This window comes from Winogradskyella marina (genome assembly GCF_015645385.1).
Taxonomy (GTDB): Bacteria; Bacteroidota; Bacteroidia; order Flavobacteriales; family Flavobacteriaceae; genus Winogradskyella; species Winogradskyella marina.
This window is the reverse complement of sequence record NZ_JADOET010000001.1, coordinates 630163-647878: the sequence shown is the minus strand read 5'-3', so window position 1 is coordinate 647878 and position 17716 is coordinate 630163. Positions and strand designations below refer to the sequence as shown.

At 32.6% G+C, this 17716-nt stretch carries 14 protein-coding genes and 1 tRNA gene; 9 read left to right on the top strand and 6 right to left on the bottom strand.

Going from position 1 to position 17716, the window contains the following annotated elements:
• Positions 1–128 precede the first annotated feature (128 nt).
• The 5 genes from ITJ86_RS02610 to ITJ86_RS02590 all read left to right on the top strand — a co-directional run bounded on the left by ITJ86_RS02610 (position 129) and on the right by ITJ86_RS02590 (position 3582).
• Entirely contained in the window at positions 129–881 is a 753-nt protein-coding gene (locus ITJ86_RS02610; protein WP_195870039.1) for a cyclase family protein, read from the top strand.
• Between the two features lie 43 nt (positions 882–924).
• Positions 925–1536, top strand: a complete 612-nt coding sequence (locus ITJ86_RS02605) for a DUF4230 domain-containing protein (protein WP_195870038.1) — start codon at positions 925–927, stop codon at positions 1534–1536.
• A gap of 102 nt (positions 1537–1638) precedes the next feature.
• Positions 1639–2001, top strand: a complete 363-nt coding sequence (locus ITJ86_RS02600; RefSeq protein WP_195870037.1) for an MmcQ/YjbR family DNA-binding protein — start codon at positions 1639–1641, stop codon at positions 1999–2001.
• 30 nt (positions 2002–2031) lie between these two features.
• Complete coding sequence (locus ITJ86_RS02595) at positions 2032–2607, top strand: PhnA domain-containing protein (protein ID WP_195870036.1); 576 nt, start codon at positions 2032–2034, stop codon at positions 2605–2607.
• A gap of 648 nt (positions 2608–3255) precedes the next feature.
• The gene (locus tag ITJ86_RS02590; protein ID WP_195870035.1) at positions 3256–3582 is read left to right on the top strand and encodes an STAS domain-containing protein; all 327 of its coding nucleotides are present in this window, start codon (positions 3256–3258) and stop codon (positions 3580–3582) included.
• A 111-nt stretch (positions 3583–3693) separates the two neighbouring features.
• Here the strand turns inward: ITJ86_RS02590 and ITJ86_RS02585 are convergent, their stop codons facing one another.
• The 5 genes from ITJ86_RS02585 to ITJ86_RS02565 form a co-directional block, all read right to left on the bottom strand.
• Positions 3694–4161, bottom strand: a complete 468-nt coding sequence (locus tag ITJ86_RS02585) for a YybH family protein (protein ID WP_195870034.1) — start codon at positions 4159–4161, stop codon at positions 3694–3696.
• Positions 4162–4207: 46 nt separating this feature from the next.
• Entirely contained in the window at positions 4208–5308 is a 1101-nt protein-coding gene (locus ITJ86_RS02580; protein WP_195870033.1) for a DUF4407 domain-containing protein, read from the bottom strand.
• A gap of 157 nt (positions 5309–5465) precedes the next feature.
• Positions 5466–8471: a M56 family metallopeptidase gene (locus ITJ86_RS02575; protein WP_195870032.1), complete on the bottom strand. Its 3006-nt coding sequence runs from the start codon at positions 8469–8471 to the stop codon at positions 5466–5468.
• A 2-nt stretch (positions 8472–8473) separates the two neighbouring features.
• On the bottom strand, positions 8474–8839 hold the full coding sequence (locus tag ITJ86_RS02570) for a BlaI/MecI/CopY family transcriptional regulator (RefSeq protein WP_195870031.1): 366 nt from the start codon (positions 8837–8839) through the stop codon (positions 8474–8476).
• A 173-nt stretch (positions 8840–9012) separates the two neighbouring features.
• Positions 9013–10401 carry a dipeptidase gene (locus ITJ86_RS02565; protein WP_195870030.1) on the bottom strand — a complete coding sequence of 463 codons (1389 nt, stop codon included), beginning with the start codon at positions 10399–10401 and terminating at the stop codon, positions 9013–9015.
• Between the two features lie 424 nt (positions 10402–10825).
• Here ITJ86_RS02565 and ITJ86_RS02560 point away from each other — a divergent pair.
• The 4 genes from ITJ86_RS02560 (at position 10826) to ITJ86_RS02550 (ending at position 15913) form a co-directional block, all read left to right on the top strand.
• A tRNA-Leu gene (locus tag ITJ86_RS02560) sits at positions 10826–10907 on the top strand.
• A 154-nt stretch (positions 10908–11061) separates the two neighbouring features.
• Positions 11062–11193 (top strand): hypothetical protein, encoded by a 132-nt coding sequence (locus ITJ86_RS17315; protein WP_230080191.1) that lies wholly within the window; start codon positions 11062–11064, stop codon positions 11191–11193.
• A 143-nt stretch (positions 11194–11336) separates the two neighbouring features.
• Positions 11337–15470 (top strand): hybrid sensor histidine kinase/response regulator transcription factor, encoded by a 4134-nt coding sequence (locus tag ITJ86_RS02555; protein ID WP_195870029.1) that lies wholly within the window; start codon positions 11337–11339, stop codon positions 15468–15470.
• Positions 15471–15574: 104 nt separating this feature from the next.
• Entirely contained in the window at positions 15575–15913 is a 339-nt protein-coding gene (locus tag ITJ86_RS02550; RefSeq protein WP_195870028.1) for a hypothetical protein, read from the top strand.
• 270 nt (positions 15914–16183) lie between these two features.
• Here the strand turns inward: ITJ86_RS02550 and ITJ86_RS02545 are convergent, their stop codons facing one another.
• The gene (locus ITJ86_RS02545; RefSeq protein WP_195870027.1) at positions 16184–17710 is read right to left on the bottom strand and encodes a hypothetical protein; all 1527 of its coding nucleotides are present in this window, start codon (positions 17708–17710) and stop codon (positions 16184–16186) included.
• Between the last annotated feature and the right edge of the window lie 6 nt (positions 17711–17716).

Below are 17716 nucleotides of genomic sequence, written 5' to 3'. Positions count from 1 at the left end.
TCGAAGATATTTGGAATCTAAGTTTTAAAAGCATTTCGACTGCGCTCAATGTGACACATTTTTTGTCATAGTCTTATCAAAATAATGAAAGAATAATAATAAAATTTACTGAAATAAATTCAGCATAAATGATCGCAACAATTCAATACAATTCCCGAAAATTAAAGGTCAACTTATTACAACCCTTAGATATTTCAATTCCTGTTACAGGAAAATCAACTAATGTTAATGCATGGTGTTTAGAGCCGCCAAAAATAGCACCAGAAGTTATAGATGGAAAAACCATTAGTGTAGCCAAAGGAGCTGTTGTAAATTTTAATACTATAAGTTTTAATCCACATTCGCATGGCACACATACGGAAACAGTTGGTCATATTACGGAAAAAGAATACTCTATAAATCAACATTTAAAGCAGTTTTTCTTCTTAGCTGAGGTTGTTACTGTAGCGCCAGAAAAATTAGGTGATGATTATGTGATTTCACGTAAGCAGTTACAATTTGCTTTGGGTAATAAAAAGCGTGAAGCTATTGTCATTAGAACCATGCCAAATACACGAGAAAAGCATACAAGACAGTATTCAAATACAAACCCTACGTATTTACTCGAGGAAGCAGCAAATTATCTCAAGTCAAAAGGCATAAAACACTTATTAATAGACTTGCCAAGTGTAGATAAAGAGCAAGATGGAGGTGAATTGTTAGCGCATAATGCATTTTGGAATACCAAAGGAAAACTACGATTAGACGCTACAATAACAGAGTTTATTTATGTGTCTAATAAAATTAAAGATGGTAAGTATATGCTCAACCTTCAAATTGCACCTTTTGAGAATGACTCAAGTCCAAGTAAGCCTATTTTATATAAAATTATGAATAAATAAGATGTGACGCTTAACATAAGCTCGTGTCAAATATTTATATACTATGGAAACATTTTTTATAATTATCATCAGTATTTTAGTCACTTTAGGATTAGTGACGATCTATAAACAGTGGAAATCCAAAAAGGTTTCTGATGAGCAATCCATTTTAATATTAGACAAAATAAAACGGGTCTGTAAGTTTGTAACTGTTGAAGGTGATTTTGCTGAAATTTACCACTACGAAGATGTTAAGGAGAAGTTCTTAAAATTAATATCTAGCCGCAAAAAAGCTTTAGTCGTCATTAATGCTAAAGCACATATTGGTTTTGATTTAAGTAAGGTTGAAATGTCTGCAGATGCGCAAACAAAAACAGTAACCTTTGCTCATTTTCCACAGCCGGAGATTCTCTCTATAGAAAGTAATATTAACTACTACGATAAAAGAGATGGTATGTTTAATAGGTTTGAAGCTGCCGATTTAACAGAGTTACACACCAAAGCTAAAGCACATATTGCAGATAAGGTTCCGGAAAGTGGCTTGTACAATGTGGCGAAGCAAGAAGCTTTAGAAGCGATTCATCTTATTGAAAATTTGGTGGAAACTATTGGTTGGACCTTGGATTATTCGGCCTTGAAAATTGAAGGTGGAGACGATAAAAAGATGTTGAAGTAGTATTCTGTTTTTGAAAGCTGTCACAATGAGTATCGTCTATTTACTTTAATTAAATTCGCTGTATTATACATTAATAAGATTCCTGCTTTCACAGGAAATACTATGAACATCGAAGACTATAGAAATTATTGCCTCAATAAAAACGCGGTTACAGAACATTTTCCGTTTAATGATGATGCGTTGGTGTTTAAGGTTTTAGGTAAAATGTTTGCTTTAACATCTTTAAAACGATGGGAAAATGGAGACGCTTTTATAAACCTTAAATGTGACCCAGAATATGCGCAAGAACTCAGAGCGGAGCACGACAGTATACAACCGGGTTACCACATGCACAAACAACAATGGAATAGTGTTTATATCCATAATGGCGACCTCTCACCAAAATTAATACTAGAGTTAATTGATCATTCTTATGAGATGGTAGTAAAAGGCTTACCTAAAAAACTACGTGAAAGTCTGAATTAATTTTACATTTGCAGAATACAATAATTTATTATGTCATTAGAAAGAGAATTACAAAAACGCAGTGGCTCTAAATGTGAGCTTTGTGGTAGTGAAGAAAAATTGTCAGAATACGGAGTATCTGATATTAAAGAAAACGGATTAAAAACAGTTTTGTATGCATGCCAAGTGTGCGCAGAACAAATGAATGATTCAGATGCTATTGATGCCAATCATTGGAGGTGTCTTAATGATAGTATGTGGAGCGAGCACGATGCCGTAAAAATAATGGCATGGAGAATGTTGAACAGGATTAATGCCGATTGGACGCAAGATTTACTAGGAATGATGTACATGGAAGATGAAACTTTAGAATTGGCTAAAGCGTCTGGAGATGGTGAAGATGAAGCTGAAAAATTAATTCATAGAGATGTGAATGGTGTGATTTTAGAACACGGAGATTCTGTAGTTTTAATTAAGGATTTAAAGGTGAAAGGTTCTAGTATGGTAGCCAAGCAAGGTACAGCGGTTAGAAACATTAGACTAGACCACGAAAATGAAACCTATATCGAAGGTCGTGTTGATGGTCAGCAAATTGTAATTATCACAGAATATGTGAAGAAAACTTAATCAGAATCTTTCTTATTAAAAAAATCGAAACTTATAGGTATTAAAAATACCATAAACAAATATTGGCCTGTTACTAATCCATAAATTGTGATTGCGGCTAATATTACCATTAATATGATCTTATACTTGTATTGCATAATGCAAAAATATAATTTTGAGCTGTAACAAATAAGATCGACATACGAAAGCTACAATAATTCATGGCCTTTTGACGCTGTAGAAGTAATGATTTGCAGCTTTTGAATGCGCAGCGGTTATATAGGTGGAATCGCATTGTAAATAGAAGTTTGTACAAGCTTGTAATGGTAGTTTTTAAAACAACCATTAAGACCATCTTACTTACTTAAAAATTATGCTGTTTTTTAAATTACTTTGCACTAATTTTTGGATATAGGAACATATCTTCAAAAGCCTGATTCTTAGTTGATTCAGGTTTTATTTTTCTTACAATTTATGAGTTTTAAAACGTGTTGTTTGTCGAAAAAACAAACAGTCTATCTCACGTAAACCATTCAAATTAACCCTTTATCGAAAATATCTGAAAGACCGACAGTTAAATGCGATATTGCAGTCATCCCTCTAAATAATAGCACAGAGTATACTGATTAATAGCCTTGAATTAGTATGAACACTTAAACATTATTTATTATGGATTTACACATTTCAAATTACAACAATCGTTTTCAAATTAAAGGTGATTTAAATAAGTTGAATTTAAAAATCTTTAACGATCAATTTTCTAACATTTTTGATAAACGCGATAGTATTCTACTCGATATAGAACATGTAAGTAGTATAGATAGAGCAGGTGTAATGGCATTAGCTAAATTACACAATGAGTCTATAACAAAATCTAAACAATTATCTATTGTTGGTATTGGCTGTAAAGAGTTATATCAGCATTTTAAATCTGAAGAGCCAGTACGAGTTGTAAAGGAACACGTTGATTTTTCAAATGCAATTGTCGCGGCTTAAAAACCTGAATTAAATATGTCATAAAGCGTTTCCAATGTGCCTATGGTGATAAATAGGTGTTTTGGATGCGTTTTATTTTTAAATTGAAATTATCCACGTCGTTATGGAGTTTCAACAAGACATGTCGGCGACAATTTTCCATTTTCCATTTATCTTCTTAAAAATAATAATGAATATGCCATTAGCATCGCCAGCAATACGCTTTAGATGGTATTCTCCCATAACCCAGTAGTTATCACCTTCGATTTTGGAAATATCATTAATCACAAATTTTAGTGTGCCACTTTCTGCTTTTGTTGGATACCCTTTTTTATAATTCGCTAAGGTTTGATCCCAACCAAGCGTCAATCCGTTACTTCCATGAAATTTAAGCGAATCGCTTTTCCAATAGCCTTGCATAAAACCTTCCAAATCGTGATTGTTCCATGCGTTTTCTTGTTCAGCCATAACCAATCTAATACCAGCTTCAGCATGTTCTATAGAATCAGATGTTTTAACGGTATCTGTGGTGACGTCTGCCTTGATACTAATACAGCTAAATAATAATAAGGTCATTGTAACGGTAACAATATATTTCATATGATTGAAGGTTTTTATTTTCAATCTAAAAGTATTAACAAATTGTCTAAAGAATACCCTTTTGTTGCTTTAAAAAAGCATCGGCTTGATTTTGCATAAGTATTCTTGCCTGCTTCCGTTTATAATTCAATATGTCTTTTTCATCAGCAACTTCATTATAAACTTTGTTATTTATAGTATTATCTGTTTTTATAAGGAGTTTACGTTCTTCAACCTTTTGCAGTGTCCATGTTTTAATGGCCGTTTCTTGGTCTTGAAGTTTATAATCAAATTCACTTTTAGGTGCCAATAATTTTGCAATGATTGGCGAGGTTTCAATGGCCAAAAACAATAGAAAAATAAAGAACGAAGGCAGCCAAGGTAATGCTCCCAAAGCTGTAATACGTGCCATTAAACCATCAAAATTGTCAATAATAGGTTGCGATGTTTCAACAGTTGTAGTATAATTATCTTGAAGTGTTGCGATTTGTGTTTCAAGAGCTTCAATTTTAGTTGTAGTGACTGTTTTTAATTGTTGAAGTTCGGTCAAGGCAGCATCATGCTTATCACGTTTTTCTTTGTAAACAGGACCTTTTCCTAAAAGGTTAGTGCCTGCGGTACCTTCTGCTTCTGAGATATAAGTATCGTACAAGGCATTGACTTCTGATTCTTTGGTTTCTATTTGAGATTGTAAACTCGAAATTTCAGTTTCCAACTCCGCAATTTTAGGATTGTACTGTTCCGCAATCTGATGTTGATTAGCTAAGGTTAAATCATTTTTTTGCTCTAATAATACCTGATTGATTTCCTTTTCAAAAATCTTTAATTCTAAAGGTTTAGAAATAACGATTGCAATAATAATAGCCAATATAATTCGTGGAGTGGCTTGAAGGATTTCGCTAATAACATTATCTCGTTTTTTAATCGTGGAAACAATATAACGGTCGAGATTAAAAATAAGTAAGCCCCAAATTAACCCGAAAAAAATGGCGGTGTAAAGATTGTCAAAAACAGTAAAAAGCGCATAACTAGCGGCTATGGTTGCCATTACTGCGGTAAAGAAAACGGTAGCTCCAATACCAGCATATTTGTTTTGTTCGCCATTAGAACAGTCGTTTAAAATGTCGGTGTCAGCGCCAGAGCAAAGGATGAAGAATTGCTTTAACATAAGTGTTTGTTTTTTGATTGACCTAAATTTTAGGCTGATTGATTGACTATTAGAACGCTAAAGGATTGGTTTTGTTACACTTTTGGGTAAAAAAAATAGACCTCAAAGATTTTTAAATGCTTTGAGGTCTGAAAAATTTTAGATTTTTACGATAATGTTAGTCTATAACTTCTATAGAAACCGGTGAAACTTCGGAGTCCTTATCATCTTTAATATCAAATAGGACTATAAAATCTCCTGTTTTAAGGGTGTTGAGGTTTTTTATGGTGTCACTGTTAGCAATGTTTCCTTTAAATTGCTGGGTTTTTATTCCGGGAATTTTCAATTTAAAAGCAGTGACTTTGCTATTTGGTAATGTGAGTATTATTTTTTTAATTTCAGTTAAGGACATAGATAATTGTCCTGTTTTTAAAACCCTACCATTAACGATAGGCAAAATACTTTCTTGTTTTTGAGGCTGAGGGTCTTCTACAACTTCAATGATTTCACCACTTTCGGTTTTAAATTTATAAGTTTGCTTTTGTTTAGATGATGGAACTGGTGGAGCTGGTGGTGGAGGCAGTCCTTCCGATTTCTTTTGTTGCTCTTCTGTCATTAGGTTATAAATGCCTGTGAAGTATTCATAATGTTCTTTTTTAACCATGAGATGGTTGCCATTTGGGTCTTTTAAACTTTTAACCCATTTATTATACGACTTAAATTGACTGTCACTTATTTTGCCAGTTTTAATAGCTGGTGGAGGTGGAGGAGGTGGTAAATTATCCATTTTTACTTCTTTACCATAAGTGTCATAGTACGTTGTTACACCATTTTGTTGCGAATAATAATAGTTTGTTCCGTTGATTTCTATTGGACCAGATTTTTGCTTAGTTTCTTTGACAGAAGTCACTTTAGTTTCAATAGCCCAAGGAGAATCTTTTGGTAGTGTAAAATCTTTATATTTCTCAAGTCTTTTTTCTTGTTCAATTTTTGCTTGTTCAACAGTTAAACCTGCGTTAGGGCTAACGTGTTTAGCTTTTAAACCTGTTTTTTTTATGCTTTCTAAATAACGAACACTGCTAGACATTATATCTGCTTTATGAAGTTCTAATTGGACTTTTTTAACGAAATCAATGTTATTATTACTTTCTGTAAAAATAGAAGCAGTCACATAATTTCTGCGTTCTTCAATAGTGAGATGTTTGTTGATTTCGGTAGCTGATTGAGCTAAATCGTTAAATTTTATAATCTTTTCATTCAATAGTATACTGTTATCTTTTTTGATTAGTATTTCTACAGGTTGTATTACTTTATTGCTTTGTGTTTTAGTAGGAGTATGCGGAGTTGATGGAACTGGTGGAGCTGGTGGAGGCGGAGGTGCTATTAAAGGTGCATCTGCTTGAATAACTTTAAAGTCATATTTTCTTATCAAGGTTATGACGTTTTTCAATGTCTTTTCTGAAGCATTACTTTTATCGTATCTAACGAAAACTGAGTTAGAATCGTCAAAGGACTTTGATAATGTTTTTAGTTTAGATTCAATGCCCTCCAAAGAAGTACTCTTATTCTTTGCTAGTAATTCTCCGTTTCTGTTTATTAGAATTACCATGATTGGTTCTTCTTCACTTTTAGAATTACTATATTGAGCTGGCACAGGTGGAGCCATTAAAATATTATATTTTTTTATTTCTTCTTCTGTAAATGAATTATAGATTTTATCTATTTGCGCTTTTAATATTTTAAGTTCAGAATTATCTGTTTGAGGACCTTTTAAGTATTTTCCAATAGCTTCAGAATACGTCTTGCTAATCTTATTATAACTATTTATAGCAGATTCTTGATAATGGGTTTTAAAACCATTTTTTGTATATAAGCTAAATTGAAACGGCTGTGGAAACTTTTTACTCCGTGCGTTATTATGAATTTTAGAACCTGTAAAATATACGATATCGTCAATAGTGTAATTGTTAAGTTCAAAGTTTGAAACATGATTTCCGTCTAACCATATTGCATATTCGTTTTCATTTTTCCAAGATTTAAATTGAGCGGTAGTTGGCTTTTTGGGTTGAACTTTTGATAAGTTGCTTTTAGGTAATAAATTATCTGGATACTTTTCGACAGTGGCACGTTGTTTATCAGACATTAATTGGTCATAAATTATAATTGCACGTTCGTATTTTTGACTATAAATGATGTTAGTGTCTTTGTATTCGATGATAAAATTGCGATACTCTTCCATTAATTTTTTAGAAGCACCATCATTTTGAATTTGGTTTTCAAGTTGGAAGACTTCTGAAGTATCAATAGACTTTTTTTCAACATATTCCTTTTTAGTAAAATTGTAAAAAAGAATAGCAATAATTGGTAGCACTAATAACGTACTTAGCCAAATTCTGGTTTTGGATGTTTGTGTTTTCATAACTGTAAATCGTTTTTTGATTGATGAATAATTGATGGCACTCGCTAATTGATGATTTTGAGTGTTTGATGAAAATTGTAATAAAATAGTTTGATACGTTTTAATATCAGAACCTTGTTGTAAAACCGCTTGATCTGCTAAAAATTCGTGATTGAGTTTTATATGATGTTTCAGAATGTATATTAAGGGATGAAACCAAAATATAATTTGAAGTAGTTCTAGTAATACAATATCTATGCTATGTAATTGCTTGGCATGGGTTTCTTCGTGTAACACTACCTCTTTAGGAATGTGATTAGATTCATATCTAGTTTTATTAAAGAAAATATATCTAAAAAAGGAATGTGGAATGAGGTTGTCTTGTAACAACACATAAATGAAAGGTCGGTGTTTTACGGTTTCATTTTTAGAAATGCGACGTTGCATTTTAAATAAATTGACAACAAAACGTAAGGTGAATAACAAGACACCAAAGCCGTAAATGAACCAAAGAGTCGTTTCTAAATCGAAAAAGGAAGGTTCTTCAATTGTTGTATCAATAAGAGCAGGATCAATATTGATGAATGTAGGTGCTGTTTCAATAGTGGTCACTACAGGTTCAACATATTCGGTAATAGTTAATTTTGGTATGATTAAAGCTAAAGTCAGCGCACCCAACAAATAGAAGCGTTTAAAATGATGCCTATTCTGACGTTCTAAAAAAAGCACATAAACCAACCAAAAGATTCCTAAGCAAACTGAAAATTTAAATAAGTAAGTTTCCATAATCACTTGTTTTTAATTTCTGCATCAATGATTTCTTTTAAGGCTTCTAATTCTTCTTTGCTTAAATCGGTTTTGCGTGTAAAAAAGGAGGCAAACTGCGATGCGCTATCATTAAAAAAATTTTTTATAAGCCCTTTAAACTGTTTTGAGAAATAATCTTCCTTCTTTACTAAAGGAAAGTACTCTCTAGATTTACCGAAGGTCTTATAATCAATAAAGCCTTTGCCAATCATGCGTTTTAGTAGTGTGGCAACAGTTGTAGTTGCTGGTTTTGGTTCAGGATAACATTCTAATAAATCTCTCATAAAAGCTTTATCGAGCTTCCAGAGGTATTGCATTAGTTGTTCTTCGGTTTTTGAAAGTTGCATGCTCTACAGATTTAGAATTAACTCTACAAATGTAGAAATAAATTTTGATTCTACAAGTGTAGAGTTGGAAAAATAGTCAAAAAAAATCCGCTCACGGGGAGCGGATGCTTTCAATTTTTGAAATAATGATGTTAAATTTAATAGGTTTCTATACCATTCAACCTATCATTATTTTATTTCGATAATTCTGTAAAATGCTTGTAAAACCAAGGAATGGTTTCAATGCCTTTAAGGTAATTCCAGACTCCAAAATGTTCGTTTGGTGAGTGAATAGCGTCACTATCCAATCCAAAGCCCATTAAAATAGTTTTACTTTTTAGTTCTTCCTCAAACAGAGATACAATTGGAATACTTCCTCCACTACGTTGCGGAATTGGTGTTTTTCCAAAGGTTGCTTCATAAGCTTTTGAAGCGGCTTGGTAACCAATACTGTCTATTGGAGTTACATAACCTTGTCCGCCATGATGCGGATTTACTTTTACAGTAACACCTTTTGGCGCAATACTTTCAAAATGTGTTTTAAATAATTGGGTAATCTCTTCCCACTCTTGATGAGGTACTAAACGCATAGAAATTTTAGCATAAGCCTTACTAGCAATTACGGTTTTTGCTCCTTCGCCTGTATAACCTCCCCAAATACCATTCACATCTAATGTTGGTCGTATTGAGTTACGTTCGTTAGTTGAATAACCTGCTTCACCATAAACGGCATTAATATCCAATGATTTTTTATAGGCTTCTAATGAGAATGGTGCTTTTGCCATTTCGGCACGTTCAGCATCCGAAAGGTTTTCAACCTTATCATAAAATCCAGGAATAGTGATATGATTGTTTTCATCGTGAAGCGAGGCAATCATTTTGGTTAACACGTTTATAGGATTTGCCACAGCACCTCCGTAAAGTCCAGAGTGTAAATCTCTGTTTGGTCCTGTAACTTCAACTTCAACATAGCTTAAACCTCTTAATCCCGTTGTAATTGACGGTACGTCTGGCGCAATCATTCCTGTATCTGAAATAAGAATGACATCATTTTTTAGCTTTTCATGATTGTTTTTTACGAATGTCGATAAATTAACACTACCAACTTCCTCTTCACCTTCAATCATGAATTTTACATTACATGGCAATTCATTGTTAGCTGTCATGTATTCCATAGCTTTCACATGCATGTACATTTGGCCTTTGTCATCACAAGCTCCTCTGGCAAAAATGGCACCTTCAGGATGTAAGTCTGTTTTCTGAATAATAGGATCAAATGGAGGTGAATTCCACAAATCTAACGGATCTGGTGGTTGCACATCGTAATGACCATAAACTAAAACGGTTGGTAAATTTTTGTCTATAATTTTTTCACCATAAACTATTGGATAGCCTTCGGTTTTACAGATTTCTACATGGTCGCAACCTGCTTTTTCAAGACTAGTTTTAACGGCATCTGCTGTTGTTAATACATCTTTCTTGTATGCTGAATCAGCACTGATGGATGGAATTTTTAAGAGCTCAATGAGTTCGTCTAAAAATCGTTGTTTATGTTCTGAAATATAAGAATTAATGCTTTGCATAAGTATTTTTGGTTTGTATCAAAAATAAGAATTATAAGAGTAATAAATTAGCCTGTTGTCAACTTTAAGTTTTTATTTAGAAATAATTATAGTGGAACACTGCGAAAGTATAGCGGTTAGATCAATTTTATAACAATATTTATAGCTAATAGTGTACGACTAAAAATATTTAGGTTTATTAAATACAGTGTAAATAGTTGTATTACAGTTGTTTGTAAGTTGGAAATATTCTTTTTGGAAAATTTTATTCAATATAGAATAGAGAAAATTGTAATCTAAAATGACGCTGTAAATCAATTAGTTGTAATTAAGTCAGGGTTCTTATGTCTAACAGCGAAGCGGTCTTATGTCTTTTATCCGACAACAATGATTTGTATATTAAAACTATTGTTTATATTTGCATCCCAATAATTATTGGATAGTTGCAGGCGTGGTGGAATTGGTAGACACGCTAGACTTAGGATCTAGTGCCGCGAGGTGTGAGAGTTCGAGTCTCTCCGCCTGTACAAAAGTTGAAAAGTCGAAGAGAAATCTTCGACTTTTTTTATTTAAAATCCACATGTAAAAAAGGACAGGTAAAACTTATTTTCCATGACTTTAATTTAGAATGGCGAGTTTTAAATGCATTTGATATAAAAAGACATATGAAAGCTTTTTTTAATGGGTGCAGAACTTTATTTATATCCAAAGCGTACTGTTGCTACTGATGGAAAACTCAGATTACTTTTAGACTGTAATTCCACGGCGTTTTTAACAGAACAAGCAAATGGTATAGCTACTGTTGGTGATTAAAGACTATAAGATATTGTGCCTACTCAAATTCTAGAACGTGCTCCGATTTATTATGGAAGTCGTGATAGAATAAAAAAATTACTTGAATTTATTAGTCAATAAATTAAAATACGTATATTCTTGTGTCAAACTAAATATATAACATGCGTAGAATTATATGCTTTCTTTGTGTTTTAATAACATTATTGATTCAACAAGCTTATTCTCAAAACTTTGAAAGAATTTCTAATAAAGAAGGGTTTAATCAAAATACGGTTAATGCCATAGCACAAGATAAATATGGGTTTTTATGGTATGCTACTCCCAATGGCTTAATTCGTTATGATGGCTATGAGTTTAAAACATTTAGCACTCAATCTAAAGGTGAGCAAACCATTTCTAGTAATAATATTACCTATTTATTTAACGATAACGATGGTATACTTTGGATAGGTACCAATGTTGGGGTGAATATCTACGTGCCTTGGTTAGAACGCTTTTTTACAGTTCCGATTAACCGTAATATTGATGTAAATAAGATAGACTCTAAAAACGATGGCTATGTTTGGGTGACGTCTTCTAAAGAATTAATACGATGCCAGTTAAAGGATGTGAATAATGGTGTTTTTGAAGTGTCTGATAATGTACTTGATATAAAAGAAGAAACAGAATTAAAGCTCAATACATTTACGTTTGGTCAAAATGCTTCCATTTTTTTAGGTACAACAGATGGCTTAAAAAAAGTGAAATACCAATCGGAAAGTCCAATATTAAAATCTGAACTGCCAGCTATAGATGATTTTGAATTTTTTAAGGATAAAGAAATCACTGAAATCATAAAAACGGATAACATCTTTTGGATTGGTACAACAAAAGGGTTGTACAGTTCAAATTTGGATTCAAATGCGAATTATTTAATTAAAAAAATAAAGGTTCCCAATGAAGATTCTACATTTTATGTCAATAGTCTTTTTAAAGATAATGATAATGCTATTTGGATTGGAACAATAGGAGATGGACTTTTTAAGTTTAACCCAATTCTAAATTCTTTTAAGTCTTTTAATTACGACCCAAAGAATAAAAACAGCATCAGTAGCCATCAAATTAATGCGGTTTATCAAGATAGTTTTAATGTGCTTTGGATAGGCACTGCGCAAGGTGGAATTAATAAATTAGATCTTTTTCAAAAACCATTTTATTCCTACAGTAACAACCCATATGAAAAGTTCTCTATTGGTGATAATTTAATTACCTCAATTTTAGAAGATAACACGGGTAAAATTTGGGTTTCTGGTTATAATAAAAATTTATTCAGAAGTAAAGATGTCGTTAATGAATCTAATATAGATAAAATTCAATTTGAAGATTTACAAAGTCAACTGCCTATTGAAAATAATGATGTTATCAGGTGCATTTATCAAGATCAACAGAATTATATTTGGTTTGGTACTGACAAAAAAGTCATGGTCTACAACCCAAGAAGGAAAGATTTTAAAGCCGTTCAATTTTTATCAAAAGGAGATAATATCCCTTTATTCTTAACCCGAAAAATTGAACAAATAAATGATACTGAATTTGTTTTAGCCGGAAATAGAATTATAGTTATTCAAAATCCATGGAACACAATTGATGCTTCAAGTCAGCCAGAGATCCCTATAAAATCGACCTTAGAAATATCAGCAGGTAAAGTACAAAGCTTTTTGCAAGATAGTAATAGCCAGTTATGGTTTGGTACAGACAATGGATTATTACAATCGACGTATGTCGATGGGAAAATTGAGGTGGTTAGAGAATACCGAAAAAATAAAGAAGGGAGTCGAAAACTAAGTTATAATAGTGTTTTTACACTTTATGAAGATGCTAAAAAGAATCTTTGGATTGGTACGTTTGGTGGTGGCTTAAATAAATTGACTTTAGATAAGGACAGCAATCCGTTAAAAATGGAATACTTCCGGAAAAATGATATTCTACCAGATGACGTTATTTATGGAATTTTACCAGAAGCTAATAGCGATAATTTATGGATTAGTACAGACATGGGCTTGGTGCGATTTAATACGGTCTCAAACAAAGTCAATGTTTTTGATGTAAGTGATCGTTTAATTCAAAATAATTTTAGACAATCAGCATATACCTTAGGAGCATCTGGCTATATGTATTTTGGTGGTTTAAATGGTCTAACCATTTTTGACCCTCAGAAAATAGCCTTAAATAGACAGTCGCCAAGAGTATTAATTACATCGTTATTAATTAATAATAAACGCGTAAAAATTGGTGAGAAATTTAATGATATTACAATACTAGAAAAAGCAATTTCAGAAACAGATACCGTAACCATCTCTAAAAGTCAACGTATTATTTCTTTTAATTTAGTTGCAGAACATACGTCTGCTCCTGCTAAAAATAAGATTGCTTATAAATTGGAAGGTTTTAATAAAGACTGGGTAGAAACAGACGAAGGTAAATCTGCTGTAACTTATACCAATTTATCTGATGGGACTTATACACTAAAGATAAAATCGGCTAATGGAGATGGCATTTGGAGTGATTCTACCAAATCCTTAACTTTAGTTGTTTTACCACTCTGGTACCAAACATGGTGGAGTTACACATTGTTGGTACTTATATTTTTAGGAATTGGCGTCGGAATTGTGTTCTATTTTGTTCAACATGAAAAATTGAAACAAAAATTAATCTATGAGCAATTAGACAAAGACAGAATGGAAGTCATTAACCAAGGTAAATTTAAATACTTTACCAATTTATCTCATGAGTTTAGAACGCCTTTAACCTTAATTTCAGGACCTTTAGATAGAGTAATTGAAAATAATACCAATCCAGAAAGTGAGCGCTTTTTAACGATTATAAAGCGAAATACACACCGACTTTTAAGTTTAATAGATCAATTAATCACGTTTAGACAAGCAGAGCAAGGATATTTGAATTTAAACTATACAAAGTCTACTTTGGGCGATTTCTTATATCCAACTACAGAAGCTTTTGAAAATTATGCTTTAGAAAAAAATATTAATTTTCATTACAAAATAAGTTCTCCCAATGAAGAGATTGTTATTGATGTAGAAAAATTAGAACGAATACTTTTTAATTTATTATCTAACGCTTTTAAAAACACACCTATACAAGGAACTATCAGTATTGATGCCTCTATTATATTTGATGATGATGTTAAAAAGATAAAAATAGATGTTATTGACACAGGTAAAGGCATACCAAAAGAAAGTTTAAACAATATTTTCGAACGGTTTTACCAATTGGGTAATCAAGATGGTAATGTTAGTGGAGGTGGTATTGGTTTATCCTTTTGTAAGTCTTTAGTCGAATTATTTAATGGTAGTATTTCTGTTAAAAGTAAACCCAATAAGAAAACTCGATTTAGGGTAATTATCCCATCTTCGACTATTGAAGACGTTGATATTGAAGACAGTGATTCTAAAAAATCTTTTATAAAAAATTGGGTGCCCTTACAAGGCAATACTATTGAAGCTTCTAAGAGCAGAAAAAATGGTGAAAAGCAGCACAATGTTCTAGTTGTTGAAAATGAATTAGATATTCAAGAATTTCTTAATAATGCTTTGTCGGATAAATATAACATCACCATAGCAAATAATGGAGTAGAGGCGTTAGAAGAAATTAAAAAAACAGAGTTTAGTACTGTTATAAGTGATGTTATGATGCCAGAGATGGATGGATTTGAATTATGTAAACGCATCAAAGCTAATCCTGAAACCTGCCAGCTCCCTGTTTTATTATTAACAGCGTTAGGAGATAATGTAGATTTAATTAAAGGTTTAGAGTTTGGGGCTGATGAATATATTAGTAAACCATTTTCTTTAAAGCATCTTGAGCTTCGACTGAAAAAGCTAATAGAGAATAATGTTAGGATAAAGGACTATTTTTCTAAGAATAGTTTACCTCCAAAAGACAAAAAGGAATTAGGGTTCTCTAAAAGGGATCTCGAATTTTTAGAGAATATTACCGAGATCATAGAGAAGAACTTATCTAATTCAAATTTTGGAGTAGAAGAATTATCTACAGAAGCTGGTTTAAGTTCCTCTCATTTCTATAGAAAGTTGAAGCAACTTACAGGGCAAGTTCCTAATGCCTATATACGTAATTTTAGATTACAAAGGGCTGCGGAATTATTAGATAGTAATAGTGGTTTTAATGTCGCCGAAGTGATGTATCAAATCGGTATAGAATCTAATTCTTACTTCTCTACCTCATTTAAAAAACTTCATGGTATGTCGCCTTCAGAGTACTCAAAAAGGCAGAAATGATAGTTTTGAGCAATGAAATGATGAATCATAGAATACCATTAAAGTAGATATCAATTAGGTTTGTTGTAAACAATAAATAATTAATCTTAAACAATTTTAAAATTATGAAAAAAACAATAGTATTACTTGTATTAAGCATCGCAATGTGTAGTACAGTATTTGCTCAAAAAAATTTAGAAAAAAGAATAGATAAAAGAGTGGATACATACGTCGAAAGGGTAGAGAGTAACATGACTTTATCAGATAAAGAAAAGAAAACTTTGGTGTCATTAAGGGAAGCACATGCGATAGCTTTTTATGAAATCAAAGAAAAGTATGAAAAAGGTTCCGCAGAGAATAAAGAGAAAAGAAAGGAAAACAACAGGGAATTTGCGAGATCATTAAATGAAGCTTTTGGAAAAGCTAGAGCAAAAGAAATAAAAAATGCTTCGAGGAAGAATTAAAGCAAATAGAAGAAAAAGTTAATGCCTAAAAAAAGGCATAAAGTGTAAAGTCCTTTAAAGTATTCAACGTTTGAATACTTTAAAGGACTCTTTTTTTGCAAATAAGTTCACTGTAGTTTTGCAACAAAAAACGGCTAATCGTGACTACTAATTCTATTCATAAGGCTTTAAAATACAGGCTTACAGAATTGTTTAAACACAAATGACATCTATAAAATTTTATCATTAATATATTTTCTCATAACGATAAACCACGTAAAGCTTCTATGTTTACCAAGATGCTAAGGCAGTTCTTACCCATGTGTTAGGCGCAATACAAACGTAAATATGTGTATTGGTTACTCTTATTTCGCCTTCAACTCCAGTATCAGTAGCACTAGTAGGTGCTGTATTTAATGCTGATAGTTTATATTGAGTGGCTTCAGTTGTGCCTTCTACTTCAAGAGCATGTGTCGTTGCTATTTTGGCAATACCCACTCTGTCATTGGTAAAGTCTCCATAAATTAATGGTGTAGCTTCTGTATTATTTTGAATTAATAGGGTTGAAGAAAGTGTACGTAAGTTCGTATGATAACCTGCACCATTACCAATTAAAACGTTAGAATCTCCTGTGGTAAAACGACCTGTGTTTTTTCCGATAAACACGTTGCTATCTCCAACTAATTCGCGACCAGAATGTTGACCGATAAGTACATTCTCATTTCCTGCTAATTCACTACCTGCTCTATTACCAACGATTACATTTGAGTTTCCAGAAGAGCCATCTCCTGCAAATGAACCCAAAGCAGTATTATTGCCAGATGTGTTACCACTAAGCGCAAAATGACCAAATGCGGAATTGTTGTTATTGTTAGTATTACTAAGAAGTGCCTGGTATCCTACAGCTGTATTTCGAACTCCTCCTGCATTTTGATGTAAAGCATAATAACCAACGGCTGTACTACTAGCTTCTGAACCTGACGCTGTATTATTAGTTAAAGCTTCTGTCCCAACTGCAGTATTGCCATTTCCAGTAGTGTTATCATACAACGCTAAATTACCAATCGCAACATTTTCTGTTCCAAGCGTATTTGTAAACATGGCTCCATTGCCAATAGCTGTATTTTGAGCACCAGTATTTTCTCCTAATGCGTCTGCACCCATTGCTGTATTATGATTGCCAGAAGTGTTTTTTTCTAAAGCTCTTTTACCAAAAGCAGAATTTCCTTGTCCTGAAGCGTTAACGCGCATGGCACTAAATCCAAAAGCCGAGTTATTATTGGCCGTATTATTCGTTAAAGTTGAATAGCCAAAAGCAGCGTTGTTATTGCCTGTTGTGTTTACTTCTAAGGCTTTGTAACCTACACCAACATTTTTACGATTGGCACTATCATCATTTAATCCTGCATCAACCCCAATGAAAATAGAAGAACCATCTTCAGAACCATCCACATCAGATTTTGCATCAGAAAGATCGTTGAGTTTTTCAATACTTGAAAACCGAATCCAACGTGTTGTAGCTTGGTCCCAATGATAAAAACCCTTAGCGTTTAAACCAACTGTTGTAGTTAGGTAAACAAGCATGCCATCTTGCGCGGCAGTAGGGTCAGTACCTGGGAAATTATCAATTCGAGGAATTAAGATGCCATCTTCATTTGATGGTGCTGCTTGGTTAGATGCCGTTATATCTAAAGTGGCTTGTGGGTTTGTGTTTCCAACACCGACTTGTGCGTAGGAAAAAGAAGCCATAATTAACATCACGTAAAACGCGATATATTTATTATACGTGTTACTTTCCGTAAATAATTTAGTTTTCATATCAGT

What these genes read in the sequence shown, in the direction of transcription:
- ITJ86_RS02610 (WP_195870039.1), top strand. Translation starts at nt 129, where the DNA reads ATGATCGCAACAATTCAATACAATTCCCGAAAATTAAAGGTCAACTTA.
- ITJ86_RS02605 (WP_195870038.1), top strand. Translation starts at nt 925, where the DNA reads ATGGAAACATTTTTTATAATTATCATCAGTATTTTAGTCACTTTAGGA.
- ITJ86_RS02600 (WP_195870037.1), top strand. Translation starts at nt 1,639, where the DNA reads ATGAACATCGAAGACTATAGAAATTATTGCCTCAATAAAAACGCGGTT.
- ITJ86_RS02595 (WP_195870036.1), top strand. Translation starts at nt 2,032, where the DNA reads ATGTCATTAGAAAGAGAATTACAAAAACGCAGTGGCTCTAAATGTGAG.
- ITJ86_RS02590 (WP_195870035.1), top strand. Translation starts at nt 3,256, where the DNA reads ATGGATTTACACATTTCAAATTACAACAATCGTTTTCAAATTAAAGGT.
- ITJ86_RS02585 (WP_195870034.1), bottom strand. Translation starts at nt 4,161, where the DNA reads ATGAAATATATTGTTACCGTTACAATGACCTTATTATTATTTAGCTGT.
- ITJ86_RS02580 (WP_195870033.1), bottom strand. Translation starts at nt 5,308, where the DNA reads ATGTTAAAGCAATTCTTCATCCTTTGCTCTGGCGCTGACACCGACATT.
- ITJ86_RS02575 (WP_195870032.1), bottom strand. Translation starts at nt 8,471, where the DNA reads ATGGAAACTTACTTATTTAAATTTTCAGTTTGCTTAGGAATCTTTTGG.
- ITJ86_RS02570 (WP_195870031.1), bottom strand. Translation starts at nt 8,839, where the DNA reads ATGCAACTTTCAAAAACCGAAGAACAACTAATGCAATACCTCTGGAAG.
- ITJ86_RS02565 (WP_195870030.1), bottom strand. Translation starts at nt 10,401, where the DNA reads ATGCAAAGCATTAATTCTTATATTTCAGAACATAAACAACGATTTTTA.
- ITJ86_RS17315 (WP_230080191.1), top strand. Translation starts at nt 11,062, where the DNA reads ATGGGTGCAGAACTTTATTTATATCCAAAGCGTACTGTTGCTACTGAT.
- ITJ86_RS02555 (WP_195870029.1), top strand. Translation starts at nt 11,337, where the DNA reads ATGCGTAGAATTATATGCTTTCTTTGTGTTTTAATAACATTATTGATT.
- ITJ86_RS02550 (WP_195870028.1), top strand. Translation starts at nt 15,575, where the DNA reads ATGAAAAAAACAATAGTATTACTTGTATTAAGCATCGCAATGTGTAGT.
- ITJ86_RS02545 (WP_195870027.1), bottom strand. Translation starts at nt 17,710, where the DNA reads ATGAAAACTAAATTATTTACGGAAAGTAACACGTATAATAAATATATC.